We start from the raw sequence: 19,319 nt of genomic DNA, 5'->3' as shown, positions 1-19,319 counted from the left end.
GGTATGGCTCGACCCGTGGCGTGACGGTCTGCCCGGAAGCGAGTTCCAGACAGACCGTCGCCACCTCCGAGTCGCCTACTGGTAGGTGACGGTGATCGGGCGGTGGACGGTGTGCCGGGGAAGGGTGATCGTGAGCGTCCCGGTGGAGCTGTCCCAGTGGTAGTCGCGCGGGGATATCCGGACACCGGTCGCGGTGACCCCGGTGGGCTCATGGGTCGTTCCCAGAAGGGACAGTGTCCACTGGCGGTTCTTCACCTGCCCGTGGAAGGAGCCCCGCGCCGGGCCGATCGACACGGTGTGGCGCGAGCCCTTGCGCTCGTACCGGACGGTCGTCGTGGCGCTGTGTCCCTTCTGCGCGGTGGTTCCGTCGTCCTCGTACAGACGGTACGACCCCGGCGCGCCGGAGGCGACGGTCAGGGTGACGTCGGTGAGCGGATTGCGGTCGTTGTCGGTGACGTCATGGGTGCGGGTCGGCAGGATGCCGCCGGCCTTGATGAACACCGGCATGGTGTCCAGACCGGTGGCGATGTCCTGGGTGGTGCCGCCCTGGTAGGTCTTGCCGGTGAAGTAGTCGGTCCACTGGCCGGGCGGGAGCCACACCGTGGTGGTCGCCGTCGTCCCCGGCGTCGTCACCGGGGCGACCAGGACATCGGGGCCGTAGAAGTACTCGCTGTCGGCCGTCTGGTACGCCTGCGCTTCGTTCGGATACTCCAGGTAGGTGGGACGGACGATCGGTACGCCGGTCCGGTTCGCCTCCTCGGCCAGCGAGTACGTGTACGGCACCAGGTTCTCGCGGAGGTTGAAGAACTTGTCGGCCGAGTGCCGCGCCTGTGTGCCGTACTGCCAGGGCAACCGGTCGCTGTGGTTGCTGTGCAGCCGGTCGATCGGCTGGAAGGTGCCGAACTGCACCCAGCGCGCATACAGGTCGTCGGGGAGCTTGTGCGTGGTGCGGGTCTGCCCGCCGTCGGTGTACGTCTCCGAACCAGTCAGCCCCGTCGTGTCGTTGTGCCCGCCGATGTCGTGGGTGATGGCCGCCATCCCCGTCGCGGCGGACTCCCCGGGCGTGTAGCCGACCTCCAGCTTCAGTGTGCCCCAGGTGGAGGCGGTGTCGCCGGTGAAGTGCACGGTGGTGCGCTTGTCCGCCCAGGGGCCGGTCGGCAGCGCCTGCTGGCCGCTGTATCCGCCGGCCTGGAGCGAGCCGTACGCGCGGGAGAGGACGAACCCGCGGCTGTTGGTCTCACCGGTGAGGGTGGCGTACTGCTGATTGATCCACGCGTCCGGTGTGACGCCCTGCAGCGACGACTGGGAGGAGTCGCAGCACCAGTCGAGCCACCAGAAGTCGTTGCCCTGCTTGTCCATGGTCCGGTGCAGGTCCATGTACGCCTTGAGCTGGTCGGGGTCGCCGAAGTCGAAGGTGTAGCAGTTGTCGTCGACCGAAGCGGCGGAGGCACAACCGCCCTTCGTCAGCTTGCCCTTGGCCGTGGTCTGCGCCTGGGCGAACTGGGGGTCTGAGGCGAGGATGCTCGGGTGCACGTTGAGTGTGTTGTGCAGCCCCTGTGCGGCCGCCCAGTCGAAGAACCCCTTCGGGTAGGGGAATCTGCCGTGGTCCATCTCCCAACCGCTCCAGCTGTTCACGGCCTTGAAGTCCGTGTCGGTGACCAGCACGTCCAGCGGCACGTGTTCGGAGCGGAATGCGGGAAGAATCGTGTCCTCGTAGTCGGCCGCGGTGCGGTCGATGTACTCCGAGTACCACACGCCGTACGCCCACTGCGGCAGCAACTGCGGAGGCCCGGTCAGGGTCGCCAGGTCCGTAAGTCCCTGCTTGTAGTCGTGCCCGTAGCCGAAGACGTAACCGTCCTGGTAAGGCGCGCCACCGTGTGAGGGCCGGGGCGTGACCTTCTTCGACGCGCTGTCGTAGAACGCAGACGGGGTGTCGTCCAGCAGGTACCAGCCGTCCTGGTTGAGCAGGCCGGGGGTGGTTGCCGGAGCGCGGCCGTCGCCGCTCACGCCGTCCAGGCCCCGGCGGTAGCCACCGAGCGCGAGGTGCGGCGCCGGCGCGGCCTGCTTCGTCGCGGCCACGGAGACGGTGTCCAGGTTGACGTGGCAGCTCGCTGCTTCAGGACAGCCGAGGGTGACGTCGTCCTCGCCCGACTTCAGGGCGATCGGAACGGAGGCTGTCTTCCAGGTGTCCCAGTCCTCTGTCGGCGGCAGCGTCAAGGCTTCGGTGGCGGTGCCGGAGGTGACGGAGGCGGTGCGGGTCTGGTGGAGACCGTCGCCGCCGGTGCCATTGGCGTAGCGCACGCGCAGGGTGTACGTGCCGTCGGCCGGAACGCCGACCACATGCGTGGTCAGACTCGACCCCTTGTTCAGCTCGGCGACGAAGCCGTTGCCCGCGTATCCCTTGTGGTCCATTGCGCTCACCGCGGTGCCGTCGATCCGCCCGGCCTCCGCCTCGCAGCTCGTGCCGAGCAGGCAGTCGGTGATCGCGGTGCTGGCGACCGGCGGGTACGCATCACCGGGGCGGACCAGGGCGACACTGTCGACGTTGACGTTCCCGCTGTCCGACGCGGTCCGGGTCAGGGCGATCGTGTGGTGGCCCGCGGTGAGGTCGAGGCTCGCGGTGGCCAGGCTCCAGGTGTTCCAGTCGGCCGTGGTCGGCAGGGACACCGTCTGCGGGACGCCGCCGTCCACTGAGAGGGCCAGTGTGCGGGTGCGGGTCTGGCCGTCCCCACCACGGGAGTTGGCATAGCGCAGGTCGAACTGGTAGGCGCCGACGTCTTTGACATCGATGTCAGAGGACATCGAGCTGCCGGTGCCCTCGAATCCCGCGGCGAAGCCCGTGCCGGTGTGGCCGACGTGATCCGAGGCCACCGACAGCCCGTTCAGCTGAAGGTTCTCCGCCTCGCACAGCGCGCCGATCTCACAGGTCAGCCGTTGCCAAGGGGCGGCTGTCACCGGACTACCGTCCGCCGCCAAGTGCACCGAGAGGTTGCGGGCGTTGAACGGCCCGGAACCGACCTGGTAGCGCAGGGTCAGCGCGCTCGTCCTGATAACCAGCCAGCCGCTGGACATCGTGGCCGTGTAGTCGGCCGGAGCGAAGCCGCTGCGGCCGATAGCGTTGAAAGTCGGGTCATCGGTGAACTTCCCGTCGCCCGCGTACTCAGTACGGATCAGCGTCGACGAGAGGATCTCGAAGCGCGCGTCCCCCGACCTGACGGTGGGAGTGCTGTGATCGTGTGAGCTGCCGGCCGACACGGGGCCGGCGCCCATCAGCGTCATGGCGGCGGCGAGCGCGAGGGCCGCGGTCGTGCCTACCTGCCGCCGTATGGATCTGAGCCGTCGCTTCCTCGATGCGGCAGTCATATCAACTCCGTTTCCGTATCTGTCGGCTGACGCGCCCTCTGCTTGCGCCGGTCCCAACGCACCCCCGTACTTACATCGTTGGAAACTGGTGCAGTGGCGCGAGAGTACGTCCTTGACCGTGGTGCCCATAAGAGGCCGTGCAACGATGTCACCTCAGATTCGTCTTGAGGGTTCAGATCGAGTCATGGCCCGTCCGCCCCTCTGCCCCCCCGAGCTTCGTGAGCGTGCGGTGCGCATGGTCACGGAGATCCGCCCCACCTCCCGACCGAGTGGGCCGCGATGAAGGCGGTCGCGGCGAAGCCGGGCGTTGGTGCCGCCGAGACGGTGCGAACCTGGGTCAAGCGGGCTCGGCCTTCTTCGCAGCCGAACTCGACCGGCCGTCCGAACGCTCGTGGCGTTCATCGACTGTGGACCTCTCACCGTTGATGAGTTCCGGTGCCACTCGGCTGTGCGGGCAGAGCATCGTTGGAGTGTCGCCATGCCGTATCCGCCGATGCCGCTCCACCTCGAAACGGCTCGGCTGACGCTGCGTCCGTGGGCGGAGTCCGATGCCGACGACCATCGCTGGCTCGCTGCCGAGCGGGGCGATGGAATCCCGTCCGTGGAGGACAACCGGCGGGTGATTGACGCTCAGCTTGCTTCGCCGGCGCTGACGGGGCTTGCTCTGCTGGTCATCAACCGCCACGACGTGGGCGACTTCATCGGGTATTGCGGGCTCACCGTTGGCCGGGCTTCCGTCGACGAGCCTGAGATCGCGTACGAGTTGTTCAGCCGAGTACATGGACAGGGCTATGCGACGGAGGCGGCCACCGCGGTGCTCGATGCAGCGATCACGACTGGGCGGAAGCGGCTGTGGGCGACGGTGCGTACGTGGAATGCACCGTCGTTTCGCGTCCTGGAAAAGCTGGGGTTCGAGCGCGACCACGTCTCGGCAGACGACCGTGGCGAACTGGTCTGGCTCACACGCTCTCTGCCGTGAGAGGGCACGCTTCGGCCGCTTGAACGCGACCGAGCAAGCGTCGGGGCGAGGTCGGACTGTGGCTGCTTTTCAGTCATCTAGCGGTGATGTTGCCGTGGCGTAGGGATGCGGGAGCGGGAGGCGGGGCAGGTGAACATGCGTCTCCGTTCCGCTGACACCGACGGTGATACGCATGGCCTCCCCCCGGCATCCTGGCCGAGAACCCAGTGCCGGTGCCCGCGACGACGATCTCGTGCAGGAGGTCGTGCGGCTACGGGCGGAAAACGATCAGTTGCAGCAGGCGGTCGCCTCCCACGCGGTCGTCGATCAGGTCATCGGGGCCCTGGTGATGATGGCGGGTAATCAGTCCGCAGGACGGATTCACCGTGCTGCGTGAGGTCTCACAGCACACCAACACCAAGCTGTCCTCGATCGCCGAGCAGATCATCAAGCACGCGCAGGGCGCAGCCTTGCCCGAGACGGTCCTGGCCGAACTTGACGCTGCCCTCGCCCGCAGGAGGTGAACGGGGCGGGATCAGGCGGGGCGACGGCCGGCGATGCTGCCGCCCGGTTCGTCCAGGAGCGCGATACGGGCGGTGATGCGCTTACCGACCGGCTCCCGCTGCGCCTCAAAGCCCTGGGCGACAGCCATCACGATCTCCAGCCCGTGCTGGCCCACCCGGCCCGCATCGGCGGCCCGGGCCACCGGCAGCACCGGGTCGCTGTCCCACACCACCACCTCCACCACCGCGCCGGTGACGCGCAGATCCAGCAGCACAGGGCCGGGGGCGTACTTGCGGGCGTTGGTGACCAGTTCGCTGACCACCAGCTGTGTGAGGTCCAGCGCACGCGACGAGACGGGTATCCCGTGCTCCGCCTGGACTTGTGTGAGGAAACGGGCCGCGAGATGACGGGCCTCGGCGATGCACGTCCCGTCGCCGTCCAGCGCGGCGGACACCTGCCTGGGCTCCCGGTCCGGGGCTATGAGGCCGTCCCCACCGAGAGGCACTGATTCCACCCCCACCGCCTTCGCCACCCCGTTCACACGCCCGCGCATACCCGCAATCGCCCCGGGCATGCATGCCCCACTCGGCGCAGCCATGCCAAGGAAGTCCCCGTAGTATCCATCCAGCCTACGGCGGGGAAACCGCCGACCGGAGTCACCGAGTGTCGAGGGAACTGTGGCAGACAAGAGCGGGGCAGCAGGACCAGACGGTCTGACGATCATCTTCACCCCCATCGACGACGCCCACGTCATCACGGTGCGCGGCGAGATCGACCACCACACCGGCAGCCCTCTGCGCCACGCGCTCAGCCTCCCCGAGGGCACAGCAATCCCGCGGATCGTGGTGGACCTCAGCGGGGTGACGTTCATGGACTCCAGCGGCATCAACATCCTCATCGCCGCCCACAACGCTGCCCACGACGCCGACGGCTGGCTCCGCCTGGCCGGCCCGACCGAGCACGTGCTGCGCACCATGCAACTCGTCGGACTCGACGAGATCATCGACTGCTACCCCACCCTCCACCACGCCTTGAACCCCTGACGCTGCGCAGACCGCGCCGGTGGCGTAGGCGGGGCTTGAGGATTTCCGGGCGCGTGCTCAGCCCCTGCTGCTTGAGCCCGAAGGACGCAGCCCGCTCCGCAGAGAGCTTCTTACGCCCTTGAGGGCTTCGGACCTTTCGGATCTGGAAGTCCGTCGCGACCCCTGAACTGGGGTGTTGCGACGACCACCAGAACCCAAGGAGGTGTGGGGCGGGCCTTTTACATCCGAGCGAGGATCTCGGCCTTCTTGGTCGCGAATTCTTCCTCGGTCAGGATGCCGGCATCTCGCAGTTGTGCGAGCTGCTGCAGTTGTTCGACGGCGCTGCCCGCCTGGGAACTGGGGGCTGACGGCTGAGCAGGCGGGGGAGGAGTGTGCCCGGGCGCGGGGACGTTGCCGAGCACCAAGTCGGTCAGAAGTGATTTGATTCCGGGCGCCGACTCGTGCGGCACGCGGAAGTCAATGGTGTTGCCTGACGCGACTACCACGACCTTGGTGTACATCAAGCCGTCCCGCTTGGTCACCACACTCGAGATGTTCTTCACCGGGATCATCTCCGTGCCCGCCTTGGAGTCACGGACGCCGGTTGCCAGGAGCGACATACCGCCGGTCAGGAGCCCCGCAGTGAGCTTCTTGCCGCTCACGCCACGGCCGCGTACCCACTCAATCCGGTCGTGATAGATGGACACATCGGCGTTTTTGCCCTCGATGTGGCTCTTGAACGTCATAAGCGCAGTGCTGTTCATGTGGTGCTCCTGTGTGTCAAAGCGGAGTGCTGCGTGCCGCTTGCGGCTGGAAACCTGGTGAGAGGTGAGGCTTGTACGGCTGGCCTGACGGCAGCGTTCTGGTGTGGCGGTGCGTGCCTGCCAAGGCGGATGTTGCGGAACGGTGGTGACCACCGGCCTGTGCCGTGGCTGTGCGTTGCGGTCAGGTGCCGTGCGGCACGCGGCCCGAAGGGCGGCGTCACCGGCGGACTCGGGTCTGATCGTCTTCACTGCGGTCGGCTCACCGGTGCCCGAGTGACAGGCGAAGTGGAGGGCGCCCGTGCCTCCCGCACCGATGGGGTGCAGGGGCGCGTACGGACCGATACGCGACGGCAGGGTCACCGTGGCTCCTTGCTGATCGATGGGGCCGCTGTCGGCCTCGGACGCCGGTGGCGGATGCCGGTGGTGGTCAGTGGATCGGCGTCCACACACCGCAGTTGTCCGAGGTGAACGTGCTGTCGGAAGCGCTGATGTGCACCGTGATCCTGCGCGCCGCTGTGACCAGGCCGTTGTCGATCACATCTCCATTGGCGGCGGTGCGTTCCCAGTAGCAGTCGGATATGTCACCCGCGGTCCTGTAGGTGCCCGGAGGTATCTGGCTCGGTTCGGTGCCGATGTCGTAGGTGTCGTCCGTGATCCAGCGGTCGTACTGGCCGGACAAGCTCGCTTTGAGGGCCTTGGTCCACTTCGGGCAGAGCACCGGTATGCCTGCACGCAGTGCGTCCTTGCCGGAGTCCGCGGACGCCGTGCGCATCGCGAGGGCCTGCGCCACGCTCTCACCCGCCAGGTCGGGCCTGCTGTCCGTCTCGTCCGCCATGTCGCACGCATCCTGGGCGAACTCCGACGCCGACGAACCCGACAGATTCCACTTCTTCGCCCGCCCGAGGATGTCGAGCCGCTGTGCCGGTGTCCTGCGGGCGGGCGCGGTGGACCGCGGGGAGGGCGAGACCTCCGGCGCGGTGGAGGGCCGGGCGGTGGACGGCGGGCGAGCTGACGCCGACGTGGCCGTGGCTGTGTCATCACCGGACGGCTCGCCGAGGGCGATCACCAGTGTGCTGACACATACGACGGCGAGCAGGGTGCCTACGCGGCGCTGACGGCCGGGCGGCGGGAAGGACATGCGGAACACGCGGGCTCCAGAGGTGCGCTGGGACGGGTCGGTCGGGTGGGCCCGGTCCGGAAGTCGGCGGTCGGTTCGGGGTTCGGTGTCTGGGGTTCGGCGGTGCGGCCGTTCCCCGTTCGGGGAGCATGGTCCGGTCGAACGGGGCCGGGGCGGCGGTGAAGAGGACAAGCGTCGCCCGAAAGACATCACTTCGTCGGGGATGCTGCTACGGCGGGCAGTGCGTCGCCGTTGTCGGCCCCAGAAACTCCGTCCTCGGCCGACGGGGCCCCATCCAGGACGGCAGTGGCGGCCGTCTTCCTGAAGCCGTCCCACCAGGGCACGTACGTGACCGCCGCCGCACTGCCGGCGGCGATCAGCAAGGCGACGACCGCGGTCGGCCACCCCTTCATCAGCACAACGAGCGGCGCGGCCGCGGTGAGCGCCGTGGCCACCGCCGTGCCCCACGCCTCGAGTTGACGGGACGGAACGAAGGGCCGCTCCTCACCCCAGGCTCGGACGATCGCGTACGCGGCACAGGGCACCGCCATGGCGCACCCGGCGAACCAGGCCCAACGCCATTCCGCGACGACCCATAGGACGGCCTGGTACACCAGCCAGCAGACCGCGCCGACGAGGATGAGACCGAGCAGGACGGCGCATCCCAGCTCCGTGTCACCGCGGTTGTCAGATCGAGCCATGTTCCCTCATGTTCCAGACACTTACTTCGGCTGCGCTTGACAGCGCGATCGGAGTATAGATGTGGTGAGCATGTAAAGGAACGCGGGGCATGTCATGAAGCCAGGTGGGGCGAACATCGACTCACGAACGCCGACAACACCGCCGCCGTACTGGTCCGCGGTGTTGACGTGGGTGATGCAGCGGCGGGTCGTGCTGGCGGACCGGGTCGAGTAGCTGCGCACGGAACTCGCGGAGGCGGAAGCCGAGGTGACCCGCCTGGCGGCCGCAGCAGCGCGCTGTTGCCCGGCGGGAGGCACACCAGCACAACTGTCGGCTGCCGAGCATGTCGGAGAGGCGCTGAAGCAGATCGCGGCCGAGGTGGCGCCGCCGCTCGCTTGAAACGCCCTGCGCACACGTGTCCTGCATCACTATCGAGGTCGCTGGGCAACCCTTCCGGCGTTGAAATCTTCTCCTTGGGGTGAAGATTCTGAAGAGGCGGCCTCGCCTACTCATACTCCTGACCCTGGCCGTGGTGGTGGCCGTGACGGTGACCGTCGTCATGGTCATCCAGGCGAACAAGATGGAGACGCTCTCCCCACGCGAGGAACGTGACCGGGCCGCGTCTGGAGCAGGCGTACCGCCGGGGCAGGTGGACTGTCGGAAGACCAAGTGCATCGCGCTCACCTTCGACGGCAACCCGGGCGAACCCACCGACCGGCTGATGGACCTCCTGAAGGAGTACAAGGCGCCGTCGACGTTCTTCCTTGAGGGCCGGCGCATCCACAAGTACCCGAATGTGGTGCGGCGGATCGCCAAGGACGGTCACGAGATCGGGGACCACACCTGGACGCACGCGGTGCTGACCGATGTCTCTGATGCGCAGATTCGCGACGAGCTGCGCCGCACGGCACGGGCCATCTCCAGCATCACCGGCAGTGAGCCGACGCTGATGCGCCCGCCCCAGGGCCGTACCGACGACCGCGTCTCCAAGGTCTCGAAGGAACTGGGGATGGCGCAGGTGCTGTGGACGGTGACCGCGAAGGACTATGAGACGGACGATTCCGCGCTGATCACCAAGCGCGTGCTCGCGGGCGCCGGCCGCGACGGGATCATCCTGCTCCACCCGCTGCACAAGGGCACCGTGCCGGCCATGCCTTCCATCCTGAAGGCGCTCAGCAAGCAGGGCTACACCTTCGTGACCGTCTCCCAACTGCTCGCTCCGGCCAAGGCCGAGCCCGGCAAGATCTACAGGTGACTGCCTGACTGCCTGACTGGCAAGACGTCGGCGCCATGGCTTTCGGCTCCAAAGGACACACACTGATCACGTACGAGCAACGAGCGGAAGGAAAGGACGGATACACCGGGACAGCCCAAGACGACGGCATCCGGGCCCGGATCTGGGACATCGCCGATCCGTCCCGGCCACGCCCCGCAGGAACCGGCATTCTCCTTGAGAAAGAGCTTGACGTCGCAGACCTGACACCCAGCGCTGACGGACGCATGCTCGCAACGAGCGACGGCGCAGACGGCATCCACCTCTGGGACATGAGCAATCCCACCCACCCCGTCAGGCGTGGCCGCACCCTTCATGGGAGTGCTGTGGCTTTCGCACCAAACGGTCACTATCTGGCAGTCGGCTCGCAGGAGGGAACCATCCGGCTGTGGGACATCACCCGTCCACCTCGACCGCAGCCGCTCGGAACGCCGTTCCAGGCCGACGGATCTGTCGATGGTGCAGCTGTCAGCCCTGACAGCCGAAGCCTGGCCATCAGAACCTCCGAGGGCGAGATCCAGTTGTGGGACACCGGCGATCCACTCCGCCCCTCAGGCAGGGGGCACTCGTTCGCCGGGCAGGCATCCTTCGTGGACAGCCTCCTGTTCAGTCCCGATAGCCAGACCCTCGCCACGGGCGCTGAACAAGGCGCAGTCCGCATTTGGATTCTCGACGCCGGTCGCGCAATCCGTCACATATGTGCCATAAACCGGTCATGTTCTGACGAGGACCGTGTGGAAGCAGTACGTTGCAGGACTGCCTTACCACCCGCCGTGTCCCTGATGAGACGGCGGCGAAACGAGACCGGCTTGATCGCCTTCAACGGCAGCATCAACGGCTCTTTGGGGTCCGGGGGCTCCCCGTCCGGCCCATCCGCACTGCCCCACCCCGCCCTCTGACTCTGCCGTCTGAAGGACGCCCGTGAATGGCTGGATAGCTCTCCGGACGTCGATCCCCCGCAGCGGTCTCTGTGGCGTCGGATGCAAGAGACAGGTCTCGTCTGGAGGCTGCGCGAAGTGGAGGCCACGGATCCCCCCAGTAGCTCGGGCACCGCGGAATAGGTGATCCGACCGGGCGTGACACAGCTACACCCAAAGTGGTGATCGGGTGCCCCTCGGGCAGCGGGCCCTCGAAGGCCAGGTCCAGCAGGACACCCTGGGTGGCGATCCCGGCGGCGAACGCCGTCGTGGAACCGTGCCGCACACCGGCCGGTGTCACGCTCTCCGCGAGGGGACGCCCCGGGTAGACCTGGCCGTCCAGGATCTGGTGCCCCAGGGCGTCGAGGTGGGTCGAGCGTACGTGATGGTTGGTCACCAGCATGATGTCCGCCGTCGGCGGGTGCACCTCCGGTGTACTGCATCACCTGCTGGGCCAGCGAGACCGCTCGTCCGGTACGGGCCTCCGCGGCGCCCCTGGCCCGGGCCTTCCTCGGGTATCAGGTTGAGCGCGCCCGGCTCGTCATCCGCGCCCCATCGGCCCCAATTGGCCGAGAGCTCCTCCTCGTTGGCAGTTCCAGTGACGTCGTTCCTCCGTTCCGTATTCATGGCGGTGAATCTACTGGAAAGAATCGGCCGCCCTTTCCAGTGGGTGTGCCGCAACCCCCGTCGCCCACATCCGTCGAAGGCGGGTGCCGGATGCCGACTTGTAACAGTCTTGGTCACCGATGCTTGATGCTGATTCAGCGTCCTGGCGCCGTATGCACCCCGCATTTACCGTGGTCAGGACTGCATCATGCATACCCGGGGAGTGGTTCGCGAGGACGAGCGCTTCCCTGCACAGGAAGGCCCGGATCGTCTGGCGTCCATCGCCATGCTGGACCCGCCTGACGCAGCCCCACACCTACTGGCCGCGTGAATAATTCCCGGGGTTGGCGGGTTTATTCCGGACCTGATGGTCTTGTGGAGTCCCGCTGTGGAGACCACCGTTGGAGAGGTAGTGGGGGAATCACCACCCCGACAGGCGGCGGAGCGGGCGACAACCCGGCCGATCAGGTAAAGAGAAATGATGGGACGGCGACACAATTTGGTGTGGGAGGAGCAGCCGTCCTTTCACCCCTTGGGGGGCCGGGCGTTTCTCAGTCCGCGGCGTATGCCGCATCCGATTCGGCCCAGACAGACACTGCCCTGTCTTCGCCGACATCCACGGCTGCATCAGAGGCGGATCAATTCTCGATGCGTTTCGCCGTGTGGCGATCGGCGGAAGCAGGTCACTTTCACTCGACCATCCATGCCTTGAGCGTTGCAGCCGATGTCGCACCGAACAGGTGCGTGCCCCGCGCATCATGACGAGCGCATCAATTCTTCTAACGACCCATTGGGAGTACACCTATGCCTGAGTCCGCGGTTTCTGCCTTTGAAGGGCTCGTGGGGGCCGCGCCACCCGCCGACGGCCGTGTCCTGCTCGGCACAGCTTGCGTACTGGGGGGCAGCATCGCTGGATTGCTGACGGCACGGGTGCTTTCCGACCACGCACGCCAGGTCGTCATCGTCGAGCGCGACGAGGTCTCGACGGACGGCATGTCACGTCCGGGCGTGCCTCACGATCAGCATCTGCACGGGCTGCTGCCGGCCATCGTGCTGTGGATCGAGCGGTGGTTCCCGGGCCTGACCCGGGAGATGCAGGATCTGGGAGCGACCGTGCTCCGGAGCGACCAAGGATCCTTCGCCGTCGACGGGCGTCCGCAGGCACCGAACGGTCCTGACCGCGAGGGGCTGGGGATCTACCGGCCCGTCCTGGAAGCCCGCATCCGGGCAAGGGTCACAGCCCTGCCCAACGTGTCAGTCCTGCATGCCCGGGCCACGGGTCTGCGGTATCACGACGGCGCCGTCAGCGCTGTCCGCTATGTCGAGGACGTCGAGGACAAGGCCGAGGAAGTCCTGCGGGCCGATTTCGTCGTGGACGCGATGGGGCGCTCCAGCAGGCTGTCGGACTGGGCCGGCCAGGACGGTTACGAACAGCCTCCGCTCGAGCGGTTGCAGGCCCCCATCAACTACGCGACCGCCCTTTTCGAACGCCCCGTGAAGGCCGCTGACCTGGACAAGACCAGTGCGGTGGCCATCTTTACGCCACAGTACGACTCGGGCGAGGTGTCCGTCGCCGTGGTGAACGCGATCGACGGCGAACAATGGATTGTCACACTGGCGGGATATGACAACGACCGGCCCGGCAGGACGATCGACGACTTCCGTGCCTGCTGCGCCAAGCTGCCGGCGCTCTTCGCGGAGGCCACAAGCGGGGCCCTCACCCGAGCCATAGCGACCTACCGGCAGTCGGACAGCAGGAGGAGGCACTTCACCGGACTGCGTCACTTCCCCGCGCGCCTGGTCAGCGTGGGAGACGCCGTCGCGTCGTTCAACCCGTTGCACGGCCAGGGCATGAGCTGCGCCGCGCTGCACGCTTCCTGCCTGTCCTCCTACCTCACCGGCGGGCCCGACCTGGAGTCGGCCGCCACGGAGTTCTTCGCCCTGCAGCAACTGGTGGTGGACGCAGCGTGGACGGTATCCGCCGGAGGCGACGCCGCCCGCCTGGACGCGAAGAACAATGTCGAGGTGCCCGAGGCCGTCCGTCAACAGCGGTGGGCCATGGAGCAGGTGATCGGCGCGACCGCCGTCGACGCAGGCATCGCGCAGGCGTTCAGCGACGTCCGGTACATGCTGCGCCACCCCGACACCCTGGCCGATCCCGCACTGCTGGAACGAGCCGTCGCGGCCAACAGCGCGGCGCGGAGTCACAACTGACGTTGATGCCGCACCGGCCCGGCTGTGCTTCGAGGACGAGGCCGGCGGCGTCATCCGGATGCGGGGCCGCTCCCAGCGCCGCTTCTCTCTTCGCGCTCAAGATCGCGGATGTGGCCGGGCGAGATGCCGTACTCACGGCGGAAGCCGGCCTCGGGACGAGAACTCCGTCGAGTACCCGACCTGGCGGGCAATCGTCGCGAGAGGGGCGTCGCTCTCCCGGAGCAACCAGGCCCCGCAGGTCAGGCGCCAGCCGGTCACGTAACGCATGGGAGGCTGGCCCACCAGCGCGGTGAAGACCAGCTTGTGCATGGTTCCGGCTCCAACAGCCCGGCGCCGCGGGCGTGCTGCCAGCACGGCCTGGTGCCGCTCTCGTGCCACACCGACCGACCTCCGTGACGAGTTCCGCGATCACTTCTGGCGACAAGCCCGTGACCTGCTGGTTCCGAATGATCACTGCACGTGCCCGGCTCCCCACCATAAACAGCCCAACAACCCGTCTCCACGGCCCTCACCGCCAACCACGCACGATGTCGTGAGGGGTGAACCCGGCGTCAACTGCCAGACAGTCAACGAGAATGAAGCGCGGGATGACTCCCCAAGAACCGACTGGTCGCATTGCGCTGATCACCGGGGCGACCAGTGGTATCGGGCGGGCCGTGGCTTTCCGTTTGGCCCGTGACAGTCTCGTAGTCGTGGTCTCCGGGCGCGATCGGTCACGAGGCGAGAAGATCGTCTCAGACATCCGGGCCCAGGACGGTACGGCACATTTCGTTCCCGCCGACTTGCATGACGGAGCTTCGGCCGCCCACTTGGCGCAGCGGGCGACCGAGGTCGCCGGCGGCCACGTCGATGTACTTGTCCACAGTGCCGGCGCGGGGATCCTCGGCCCGACCGCGAAGACGACGGAATCCGAGTTCGATCACCTTTTCGCGATCAACGTCAAGGTCCCGTATCTGCTGACCGGTCACCTTGCCCCGGCCATGGCCGCCCGAGGCGATGGAGCGATCGTCAGCGTCTCCAGCATCGCCAGCGGCCGTGGGATCGACGGCCTGGCCGCCTACGCAGCCAGCAAGGCCGCGATCGATCAGCTGACGCGCAGCTGGGCTGCCGAATACGGCCCCCACGGCGTGCGGGTGAACGCTGTGATGCCCGGCGCCACCGAGACCCCGATGATCGCCCCCGCACGTGGCTTCTTCGAAACGCTTGCTGACCGAGCTCCGGCCCGTCGGCTTGCTGGACCCGACGCTGACCAAAGAGACAGAACCTAGGGCCGATTCAGGACGATCGAGTTGATGGGCGTCAGGTCGTCGTGCCACGCGGTGCGCGGGATGCCGCCGAACGTGCAGTTGACGCCGTTGTAACCCCGGCACAGATCGTAAGTGGCGTTCGAGCCGCCAGTCTGGTTGTTGGCGACCCAGTGGTAGCCGTACTGATTGCTCAGGTTGTGAGCGCCGTAGCTGTAGTAGATGTTGGTGATCCTGTGCGGGTCGGGATCGGCGGTCGGCTCCTTTCCGGGGTCCTGAGCGTAGATGCACACTGCTCCTGCGGGGCAGCCGTAGTAAGCGTCAGTTGCGGCCGACGCTCCGGCTGCGCCGGCGCCACTCAGACTCATGACGATCAAAGTGGCGCTGCCGAGGGCGGCGGCGATGGGATGCGGTAACTTCACGATCTCTCCTCCTGTTTGCCTCGATGGTCGTCGCGGACCGGTTGGTGCTTTTCCCGCTCGTTCAGAGCTGGATGTGGGAGGGGGCGTCAGCAGTTCTTCACGTAATGGACCCACGACCAGTCGGCGACGTCGTCCGAGGAATAGGCACCGGGGTCGGCCCAGCGGACGACGAAGTCGTTGTCCTTGAATCCGGCTTGAGTTCCCGGGGTCTGATTGTTGATCCACGATCCGTTGCCGAACCAGGGGATCTTGTAATCGGCGCAGTGGTACATGTCGATGACGTCACCGGACCAATTGACGTCGCTGTAGGCGCAGAAATGCCCGTAGCGGCATGTATATGAGGCCACCTGAGCGGCCTCACCCCGGTCCGCGCCGGCCGTGCTCGGGAGGGCGAGCGTCAGAACGGCCCCCGTGCCGAGCCGAATGCGGTCGGCGGCGATCTGAGTGCCGCCCACGCTGGCGATGTAGGCGTCGACCCGGTTCTGCAGGGCCGTAGCCTCCGCGGAGGTCAGCCCCAGTTCCCTGGTTTGCGCAGCGGAGCTTCCCGCAGGCGTCGTGCCGGCGGTGGCCGTTCCGCACATCGCCAAGACGGCGCCCAGGCTCGCCGATCCGGCGACGATGCCACGCGCCCACGTCCGACGGCGCCTGTGCCGCTCGTCTCCAGGCCCTGTGGCCGCGCTCCACCGGCTGGCCAAGGAGGCCGAACTTCGCACTGCCGCCCAAGAACCTGACTTGACGCTCCGTCGCATGTGTTCCCCCTGATTCGCTTGAACCCTGTCAGGAGCACCACCAAGCAGCGATCCTCCAGACTTTCGCGGCCCACGACGCAAGATCCACTGCCTGCGGATTCCGAGCGTGTGGCACTCGTTTGACGACCGTATGCGGGATGCACGCCCCGAGAGCACCATTGCGCGCACTGCGGCCCCCCAATTCCTGCACAGCGCGTGCGGACGCAAGTAAAGTTCCCCGAAGTGGGACTTGGAGGTGCACGGGCATGACAGACCGTGAAGGCTGCCGATTAGAAGGAACCGAGTCGTTCGAGGCTCTTGCCTCGGCCCTGTTCGCGCCGTTGCGGGTGAACGATGCCGGAAGGCCGGCATTCGAAGCCGTAGTCGATCATGCGGAGATCGGGCCCCTGATCGTCGCGCGTATCCAGGCCGGCGCGGCGACTGTGACACGGGACAGGCGCTGCATCACGTCCAGTGACGTGGAGTGGATGCACTTCAATCTGCACCACCACGGTCCAGTGACGGCCATTCAGGATGACCGAAGCACGTCGGTGAAGTCCGGCGAGATTTTTGCCTGCGACAACACCCGGCCGTACCGGCTCATAGGCGCCGACGCCATTGACATGACCGTACTCTGCGTTCCCCGGACACACCTCGGCAGGCATGCGGACACGATCAGCGGGCGCACGGCGCTACCCCTGTCCACTCAGGGGGGAATCGGCAGACTCCTCAGCCACGCTTTCTGGACAGCCAACGAGGATCTGCCTTGCCAGAGGGTGACACGTACCTATCTGGCCGACGCGCTCACCGCACTTCTTCTGGCCGCTTTCGCCGACACGACCCCCGAACGCGCTTCCGTTGCCAGTGACCTTCTCGACCGCATACGTGCCTACACGCTGGCCCACCTCGAGGACAGCCACCTGAGCGCGGAACGAGTTGCGCGGCGCCACCATATCTCGGTACGGCACCTGCACGCCCTCTTCAAGGGCTGTGATCTGACCTTCGCCGCCTGGGTCCGGCACGAACGCCTGGTGCGGATCCGTCGGGATCTTCTCGATGCCGACTCCCCGGACATCTCCACCGCCGCGATCGCGGCGCGATGGGGAGTACAGGACAGCAAGCACCTCGGACGGGCGCTCAAGCATGAGTTCGGTGTGACCGTCAACGACTTGCGCCGGGGGCAAGGCGCTCGGTCAAGCTGATCCGGTGTGGCGAACCGGAGGCCGGACGAGGTGACCTCCTCGCCCTCTCGGCCCCTGAAGGATCGCTCCGCCGATCTGAGGCTTTTGCGTCGGATGGCGTGGAAGCGCGCCTTCTTCTGGCGGTTCCGTCACGTGTTCATGTCGCACCACTTACGGGTGCGGCTCTGGCCGGTGTCGAAGAAGGCGGCTTGGCAGGTCGGCGACGCGCACAAGGCGAGTCTTCCGTCTCGTTCGCCCGCGAGGATTCGCTGCTGGGGGAGTACGGCATCCCGGTCAGCGGTGCTCCTGACGGACGGTGACTTCGACTGCTCCGGCGAGGACGTCGAACGCGACTGGACAGCCCGTACAGCCTGGCATCGCTGCGGACTTCGCCTCGTTCGTCTGGGTCGGGAACCAGCTGGCCGTGCTGCTTGGCCGGCACACGGTGGGCGGCGCCACCGGAGGAGACCGGCTTAGGGCTTGCCGGGAATCAACACGCTGATTCGATCTTGAGGTTGTCCGGGGCGAGGAATCTGGTGATGTCATCCGGGCTGCGCAATCGGGCTGTTGAGGCGGGAACGTGGACGCCGTGGGCCTCCAGGAGCGGGCGGACGTCTTTGACGGCCCGGCTGATGGTCATGGCAGTGGTGTTGAAGAGTTGCCCGAGTAGCTCCTGAAGACTGTGCTTTCGCAGGTAGAGGATGGTGACCAGGATCTGGTCTGCGGGCGTGAGGCTGGGTTTGCGGCCTGTGCCGCGGGCGACGCGGCGGGGTCCGCCGCGGGCTGCGTGGCGAGCTCGCTCGCGGGACTCTTCCAGCCCGGGGATCAAGGTGCTGATCAGGTCGCTGAGCTGCAGGTGTGTCATGCCGGTCAGCTCAAGGTGCTGCAGTTCGTCGGGCATGAGGGAATGAGAGCCGTCGGCTGGCGGCCGGTTCTGCTGGGGATGGTCCGGACATGATCGCTGGTCTGCGGGGTGGAGGGTGTAGTTCCAGTCTCCGTGGAAGCGGCGCCGGGTGATCGGCAGAGCGGCGATGGCCTCGTCGCTGATCTGGATGTCCGTGGGGTACTGGCAGCCGTCGAGTTCGGCGTGCACGGTCAGGCCGGTGCGGCTGGTGGTCGCGGCGATGGTGCGGAGCGTGACCTCGTGGCTGGTCAGGGGCCTTTCGCGCCAGTTCGTGGTGATGTGGGAGAACAGCCGGTGCTCGATCTTGTTCCACTTCGATGTGACGGGCGGCAGGTGACACACGGTGATCTCCAGGCCGGTTCTCGTCGGCGAGGTCGGTCAGGCGGGTTTTTCCAGCCGCGGGTGCGGTAGCCGTTCGAGCCGCCGGCGTCGGCGGTGATCAGCAGCCTGCGGGCGTGGGGGGCAGTCGTGCCGGCCGCGGGCCTGCCACCAGCGGCGGATCGAGGCGACGGCGAATGCCGCGGTGTCGTGATCGGTGCCGATCGAGACCCAGCCGGTGTTCGCTGTCGTGTCGTAGATCCCGTACGGGATCGCCTTCTCGGCCTGGCTGGGGAAGTCGTGCGTCTTGACATGGACGGGTTGCCCGGCGGGCCGCCACTCCTGCCCGGCGTTCTTGTAGTTGCCGATCAGTTCCTTCTTCTTGGTGTCCACACTGATCACTGCATCTCCGGCGTTCCGGTGATCTCGTGCCTGCTCGTTGAGGTAGCGGAACTGGGCGTCTCGGTCGGGGTGTTGAGCGCCTTCGGCGGTCTTGGCGTTGGCCTGCAGACTGAAGCCTTCCTCCCGCAGCAGGCCGGCGACCGTATCGGCGGAGACGCTATGGCCCTGCCGGGTCAGTTCCGCTGCCAGGTTCCGGGTCGACTTCGTCGTCCAGCGCAGTGGTGACATCGGATCGCCCCGCTCGTCGGGCTCGACCAGTGCCGGCAGCGCGGGCCGCAGTCCCGCATCCAGCTCACTCGCCCTCTTCCGGCCTCCGCGTGCACGGCGGACCCGGCCCAACGGGCCCTGAACGGACTCCAGTTCAGCAAACCTGCGTGAGACCGTGCCCTCCCGCACCCTGGCCGCACGGGCGACGAGCCTGATCCCGCCATGCCCCAGCGACCGTGCCTCGGCCCCTATGGCCAGTCAGCGCTGACGTTCGTCCAGATGCGGCAACAACGTCTCGAACTTCGCCGCCAGGACGGCCTCGATCCCCTCCGGTCTCCCCATACCACTACAACGATCCCCAGAGCTGGAAGCCACGATTTTTTCCCGGCAAGCCCTAACCTTGACGTTTATCCAGCTCTGCTACTTGTGATGGTTGCGGTGAGGTCCGGTTAGCCCTGTTTCCCGACGGTGCGTTCGCGTGCGCGGTGCTTGTT

18 protein-coding genes and 3 pseudogenes are annotated in these 19,319 nt (G+C 67.0%); 10 read left to right on the top strand and 11 right to left on the bottom strand.

Going from position 1 to position 19,319, the window contains the following annotated elements:
- Positions 1–75: 75 nt before the first annotated feature.
- Positions 76–3,279 (bottom strand): TIM-barrel domain-containing protein, encoded by a 3,204-nt coding sequence (locus ABZ915_RS43805; RefSeq protein ID WP_361815618.1) that lies wholly within the window; start codon positions 3,277–3,279, stop codon positions 76–78.
- Positions 3,280–3,547: 268 nt separating this feature from the next.
- On the opposite strand from ABZ915_RS43805, the pseudogene ABZ915_RS43800 reads away from it, so the two are divergent.
- From ABZ915_RS43800 to ABZ915_RS43785, 4 genes and pseudogenes are all read left to right on the top strand, one after another.
- Positions 3,548–3,711: pseudogene (locus tag ABZ915_RS43800) on the top strand (IS3 family transposase); the annotation flags it as partial.
- Between the two features lie 130 nt (positions 3,712–3,841).
- The gene (locus ABZ915_RS43795) at positions 3,842–4,342 is read left to right on the top strand and encodes a GNAT family N-acetyltransferase (protein WP_361815468.1); all 501 of its coding nucleotides are present in this window, start codon (positions 3,842–3,844) and stop codon (positions 4,340–4,342) included.
- A 172-nt stretch (positions 4,343–4,514) separates the two neighbouring features.
- Entirely contained in the window at positions 4,515–4,718 is a 204-nt protein-coding gene (locus ABZ915_RS43790) for a hypothetical protein (protein WP_361815466.1), read from the top strand.
- A complete protein-coding gene (locus tag ABZ915_RS43785; protein WP_361815463.1) occupies positions 4,708–4,845 on the top strand; it encodes a hypothetical protein in 138 nt (45 codons plus the stop codon). The genes ABZ915_RS43790 and ABZ915_RS43785 overlap by 11 nt, the downstream gene beginning before the upstream one ends.
- Positions 4,846–4,856: 11 nt before the next feature.
- Here the strand turns inward: ABZ915_RS43785 and ABZ915_RS43780 are convergent, their stop codons facing one another.
- Positions 4,857–5,339 carry an ATP-binding protein gene (locus tag ABZ915_RS43780; protein ID WP_361815460.1) on the bottom strand — a complete coding sequence of 161 codons (483 nt, stop codon included), beginning with the start codon at positions 5,337–5,339 and terminating at the stop codon, positions 4,857–4,859.
- 163 nt (positions 5,340–5,502) lie between these two features.
- Between ABZ915_RS43780 and ABZ915_RS43775 the strand changes: the two genes are divergently transcribed.
- A complete protein-coding gene (locus tag ABZ915_RS43775; RefSeq protein WP_361815457.1) occupies positions 5,503–5,868 on the top strand; it encodes an STAS domain-containing protein in 366 nt (121 codons plus the stop codon).
- 218 nt (positions 5,869–6,086) lie between these two features.
- Here the strand turns inward: ABZ915_RS43775 and ABZ915_RS43770 are convergent, their stop codons facing one another.
- The 3 genes from ABZ915_RS43770 to ABZ915_RS43760 form a co-directional block, all read right to left on the bottom strand.
- Complete coding sequence (locus ABZ915_RS43770; RefSeq protein WP_361815455.1) at positions 6,087–6,611, bottom strand: SHOCT domain-containing protein; 525 nt, start codon at positions 6,609–6,611, stop codon at positions 6,087–6,089.
- A gap of 427 nt (positions 6,612–7,038) precedes the next feature.
- The gene (locus tag ABZ915_RS43765) at positions 7,039–7,758 is read right to left on the bottom strand and encodes a hypothetical protein (protein ID WP_361815452.1); all 720 of its coding nucleotides are present in this window, start codon (positions 7,756–7,758) and stop codon (positions 7,039–7,041) included.
- A gap of 179 nt (positions 7,759–7,937) precedes the next feature.
- Positions 7,938–8,429, bottom strand: a complete 492-nt coding sequence (locus ABZ915_RS43760; protein WP_361815449.1) for a hypothetical protein — start codon at positions 8,427–8,429, stop codon at positions 7,938–7,940.
- Positions 8,430–8,887: 458 nt separating this feature from the next.
- Between ABZ915_RS43760 and ABZ915_RS43755 the strand changes: the two genes are divergently transcribed.
- The 3 genes from ABZ915_RS43755 to ABZ915_RS43745 all read left to right on the top strand — a co-directional run bounded on the left by ABZ915_RS43755 (position 8,888) and on the right by ABZ915_RS43745 (position 13,419).
- Positions 8,888–9,664, top strand: coding sequence for a polysaccharide deacetylase family protein (locus ABZ915_RS43755; protein ID WP_361815446.1), 777 nt, complete (start codon positions 8,888–8,890; stop codon positions 9,662–9,664).
- A gap of 35 nt (positions 9,665–9,699) precedes the next feature.
- A complete protein-coding gene (locus ABZ915_RS43750; protein WP_361815443.1) occupies positions 9,700–10,581 on the top strand; it encodes a hypothetical protein in 882 nt (293 codons plus the stop codon).
- 1,539 nt (positions 10,582–12,120) lie between these two features.
- The gene (locus ABZ915_RS43745; RefSeq protein WP_361815440.1) at positions 12,121–13,419 is read left to right on the top strand and encodes an FAD-dependent monooxygenase; all 1,299 of its coding nucleotides are present in this window, start codon (positions 12,121–12,123) and stop codon (positions 13,417–13,419) included.
- A 132-nt stretch (positions 13,420–13,551) separates the two neighbouring features.
- Here the strand turns inward: ABZ915_RS43745 and ABZ915_RS43740 are convergent, their stop codons facing one another.
- Positions 13,552–13,728: a hypothetical protein gene (locus ABZ915_RS43740; protein ID WP_361815438.1), complete on the bottom strand. Its 177-nt coding sequence runs from the start codon at positions 13,726–13,728 to the stop codon at positions 13,552–13,554.
- Positions 13,729–13,994: 266 nt separating this feature from the next.
- Here ABZ915_RS43740 and ABZ915_RS43735 point away from each other — a divergent pair, with 266 nt between their 5' ends.
- Positions 13,995–14,687, top strand: a complete 693-nt coding sequence (locus ABZ915_RS43735) for an SDR family oxidoreductase (RefSeq protein WP_361815435.1) — start codon at positions 13,995–13,997, stop codon at positions 14,685–14,687.
- Here the strand turns inward: ABZ915_RS43735 and ABZ915_RS43730 are convergent.
- Together ABZ915_RS43730 and ABZ915_RS43725 are read right to left on the bottom strand one after the other, a co-directional pair.
- Entirely contained in the window at positions 14,684–15,085 is a 402-nt protein-coding gene (locus tag ABZ915_RS43730; RefSeq protein ID WP_361815432.1) for a hypothetical protein, read from the bottom strand. The two genes, ABZ915_RS43735 and ABZ915_RS43730, sit on opposite strands and share 4 nt — an antisense overlap.
- A gap of 86 nt (positions 15,086–15,171) precedes the next feature.
- Positions 15,172–15,666, bottom strand: coding sequence for a hypothetical protein (locus ABZ915_RS43725; RefSeq protein WP_361815429.1), 495 nt, complete (start codon positions 15,664–15,666; stop codon positions 15,172–15,174).
- A gap of 413 nt (positions 15,667–16,079) precedes the next feature.
- On the opposite strand from ABZ915_RS43725, the gene ABZ915_RS43720 reads away from it, so the two are divergent.
- Positions 16,080–17,015, top strand: a complete 936-nt coding sequence (locus ABZ915_RS43720; RefSeq protein ID WP_361815426.1) for a helix-turn-helix domain-containing protein — start codon at positions 16,080–16,082, stop codon at positions 17,013–17,015.
- A gap of 65 nt (positions 17,016–17,080) precedes the next feature.
- On the opposite strand, the pseudogene ABZ915_RS43715 reads toward ABZ915_RS43720, so the two are convergent.
- The 3 genes and pseudogenes from ABZ915_RS43715 to ABZ915_RS43705 all read right to left on the bottom strand — a co-directional run.
- Positions 17,081–17,260 (bottom strand): annotated as a pseudogene (locus ABZ915_RS43715) (CGNR zinc finger domain-containing protein); the annotation flags it as partial.
- 224 nt (positions 17,261–17,484) lie between these two features.
- Positions 17,485–17,859 carry a transposase family protein gene (locus ABZ915_RS43710; protein WP_361815617.1) on the bottom strand — a complete coding sequence of 125 codons (375 nt, stop codon included), beginning with the start codon at positions 17,857–17,859 and terminating at the stop codon, positions 17,485–17,487.
- A 117-nt stretch (positions 17,860–17,976) separates the two neighbouring features.
- A pseudogene (locus ABZ915_RS43705) lies at positions 17,977–19,077 on the bottom strand (ISAzo13 family transposase); the annotation flags it as partial.
- Between the last annotated feature and the right edge of the window lie 242 nt (positions 19,078–19,319).

It is taken from the genome of Streptomyces sp. NPDC046915 (assembly GCF_040644935.1).
Lineage (GTDB): Bacteria > Actinomycetota > Actinomycetes > Streptomycetales > Streptomycetaceae > Streptomyces.
Note: the sequence above shows the minus strand (reverse complement) of the source record. Positions and strands in the feature narration are given on the sequence as shown.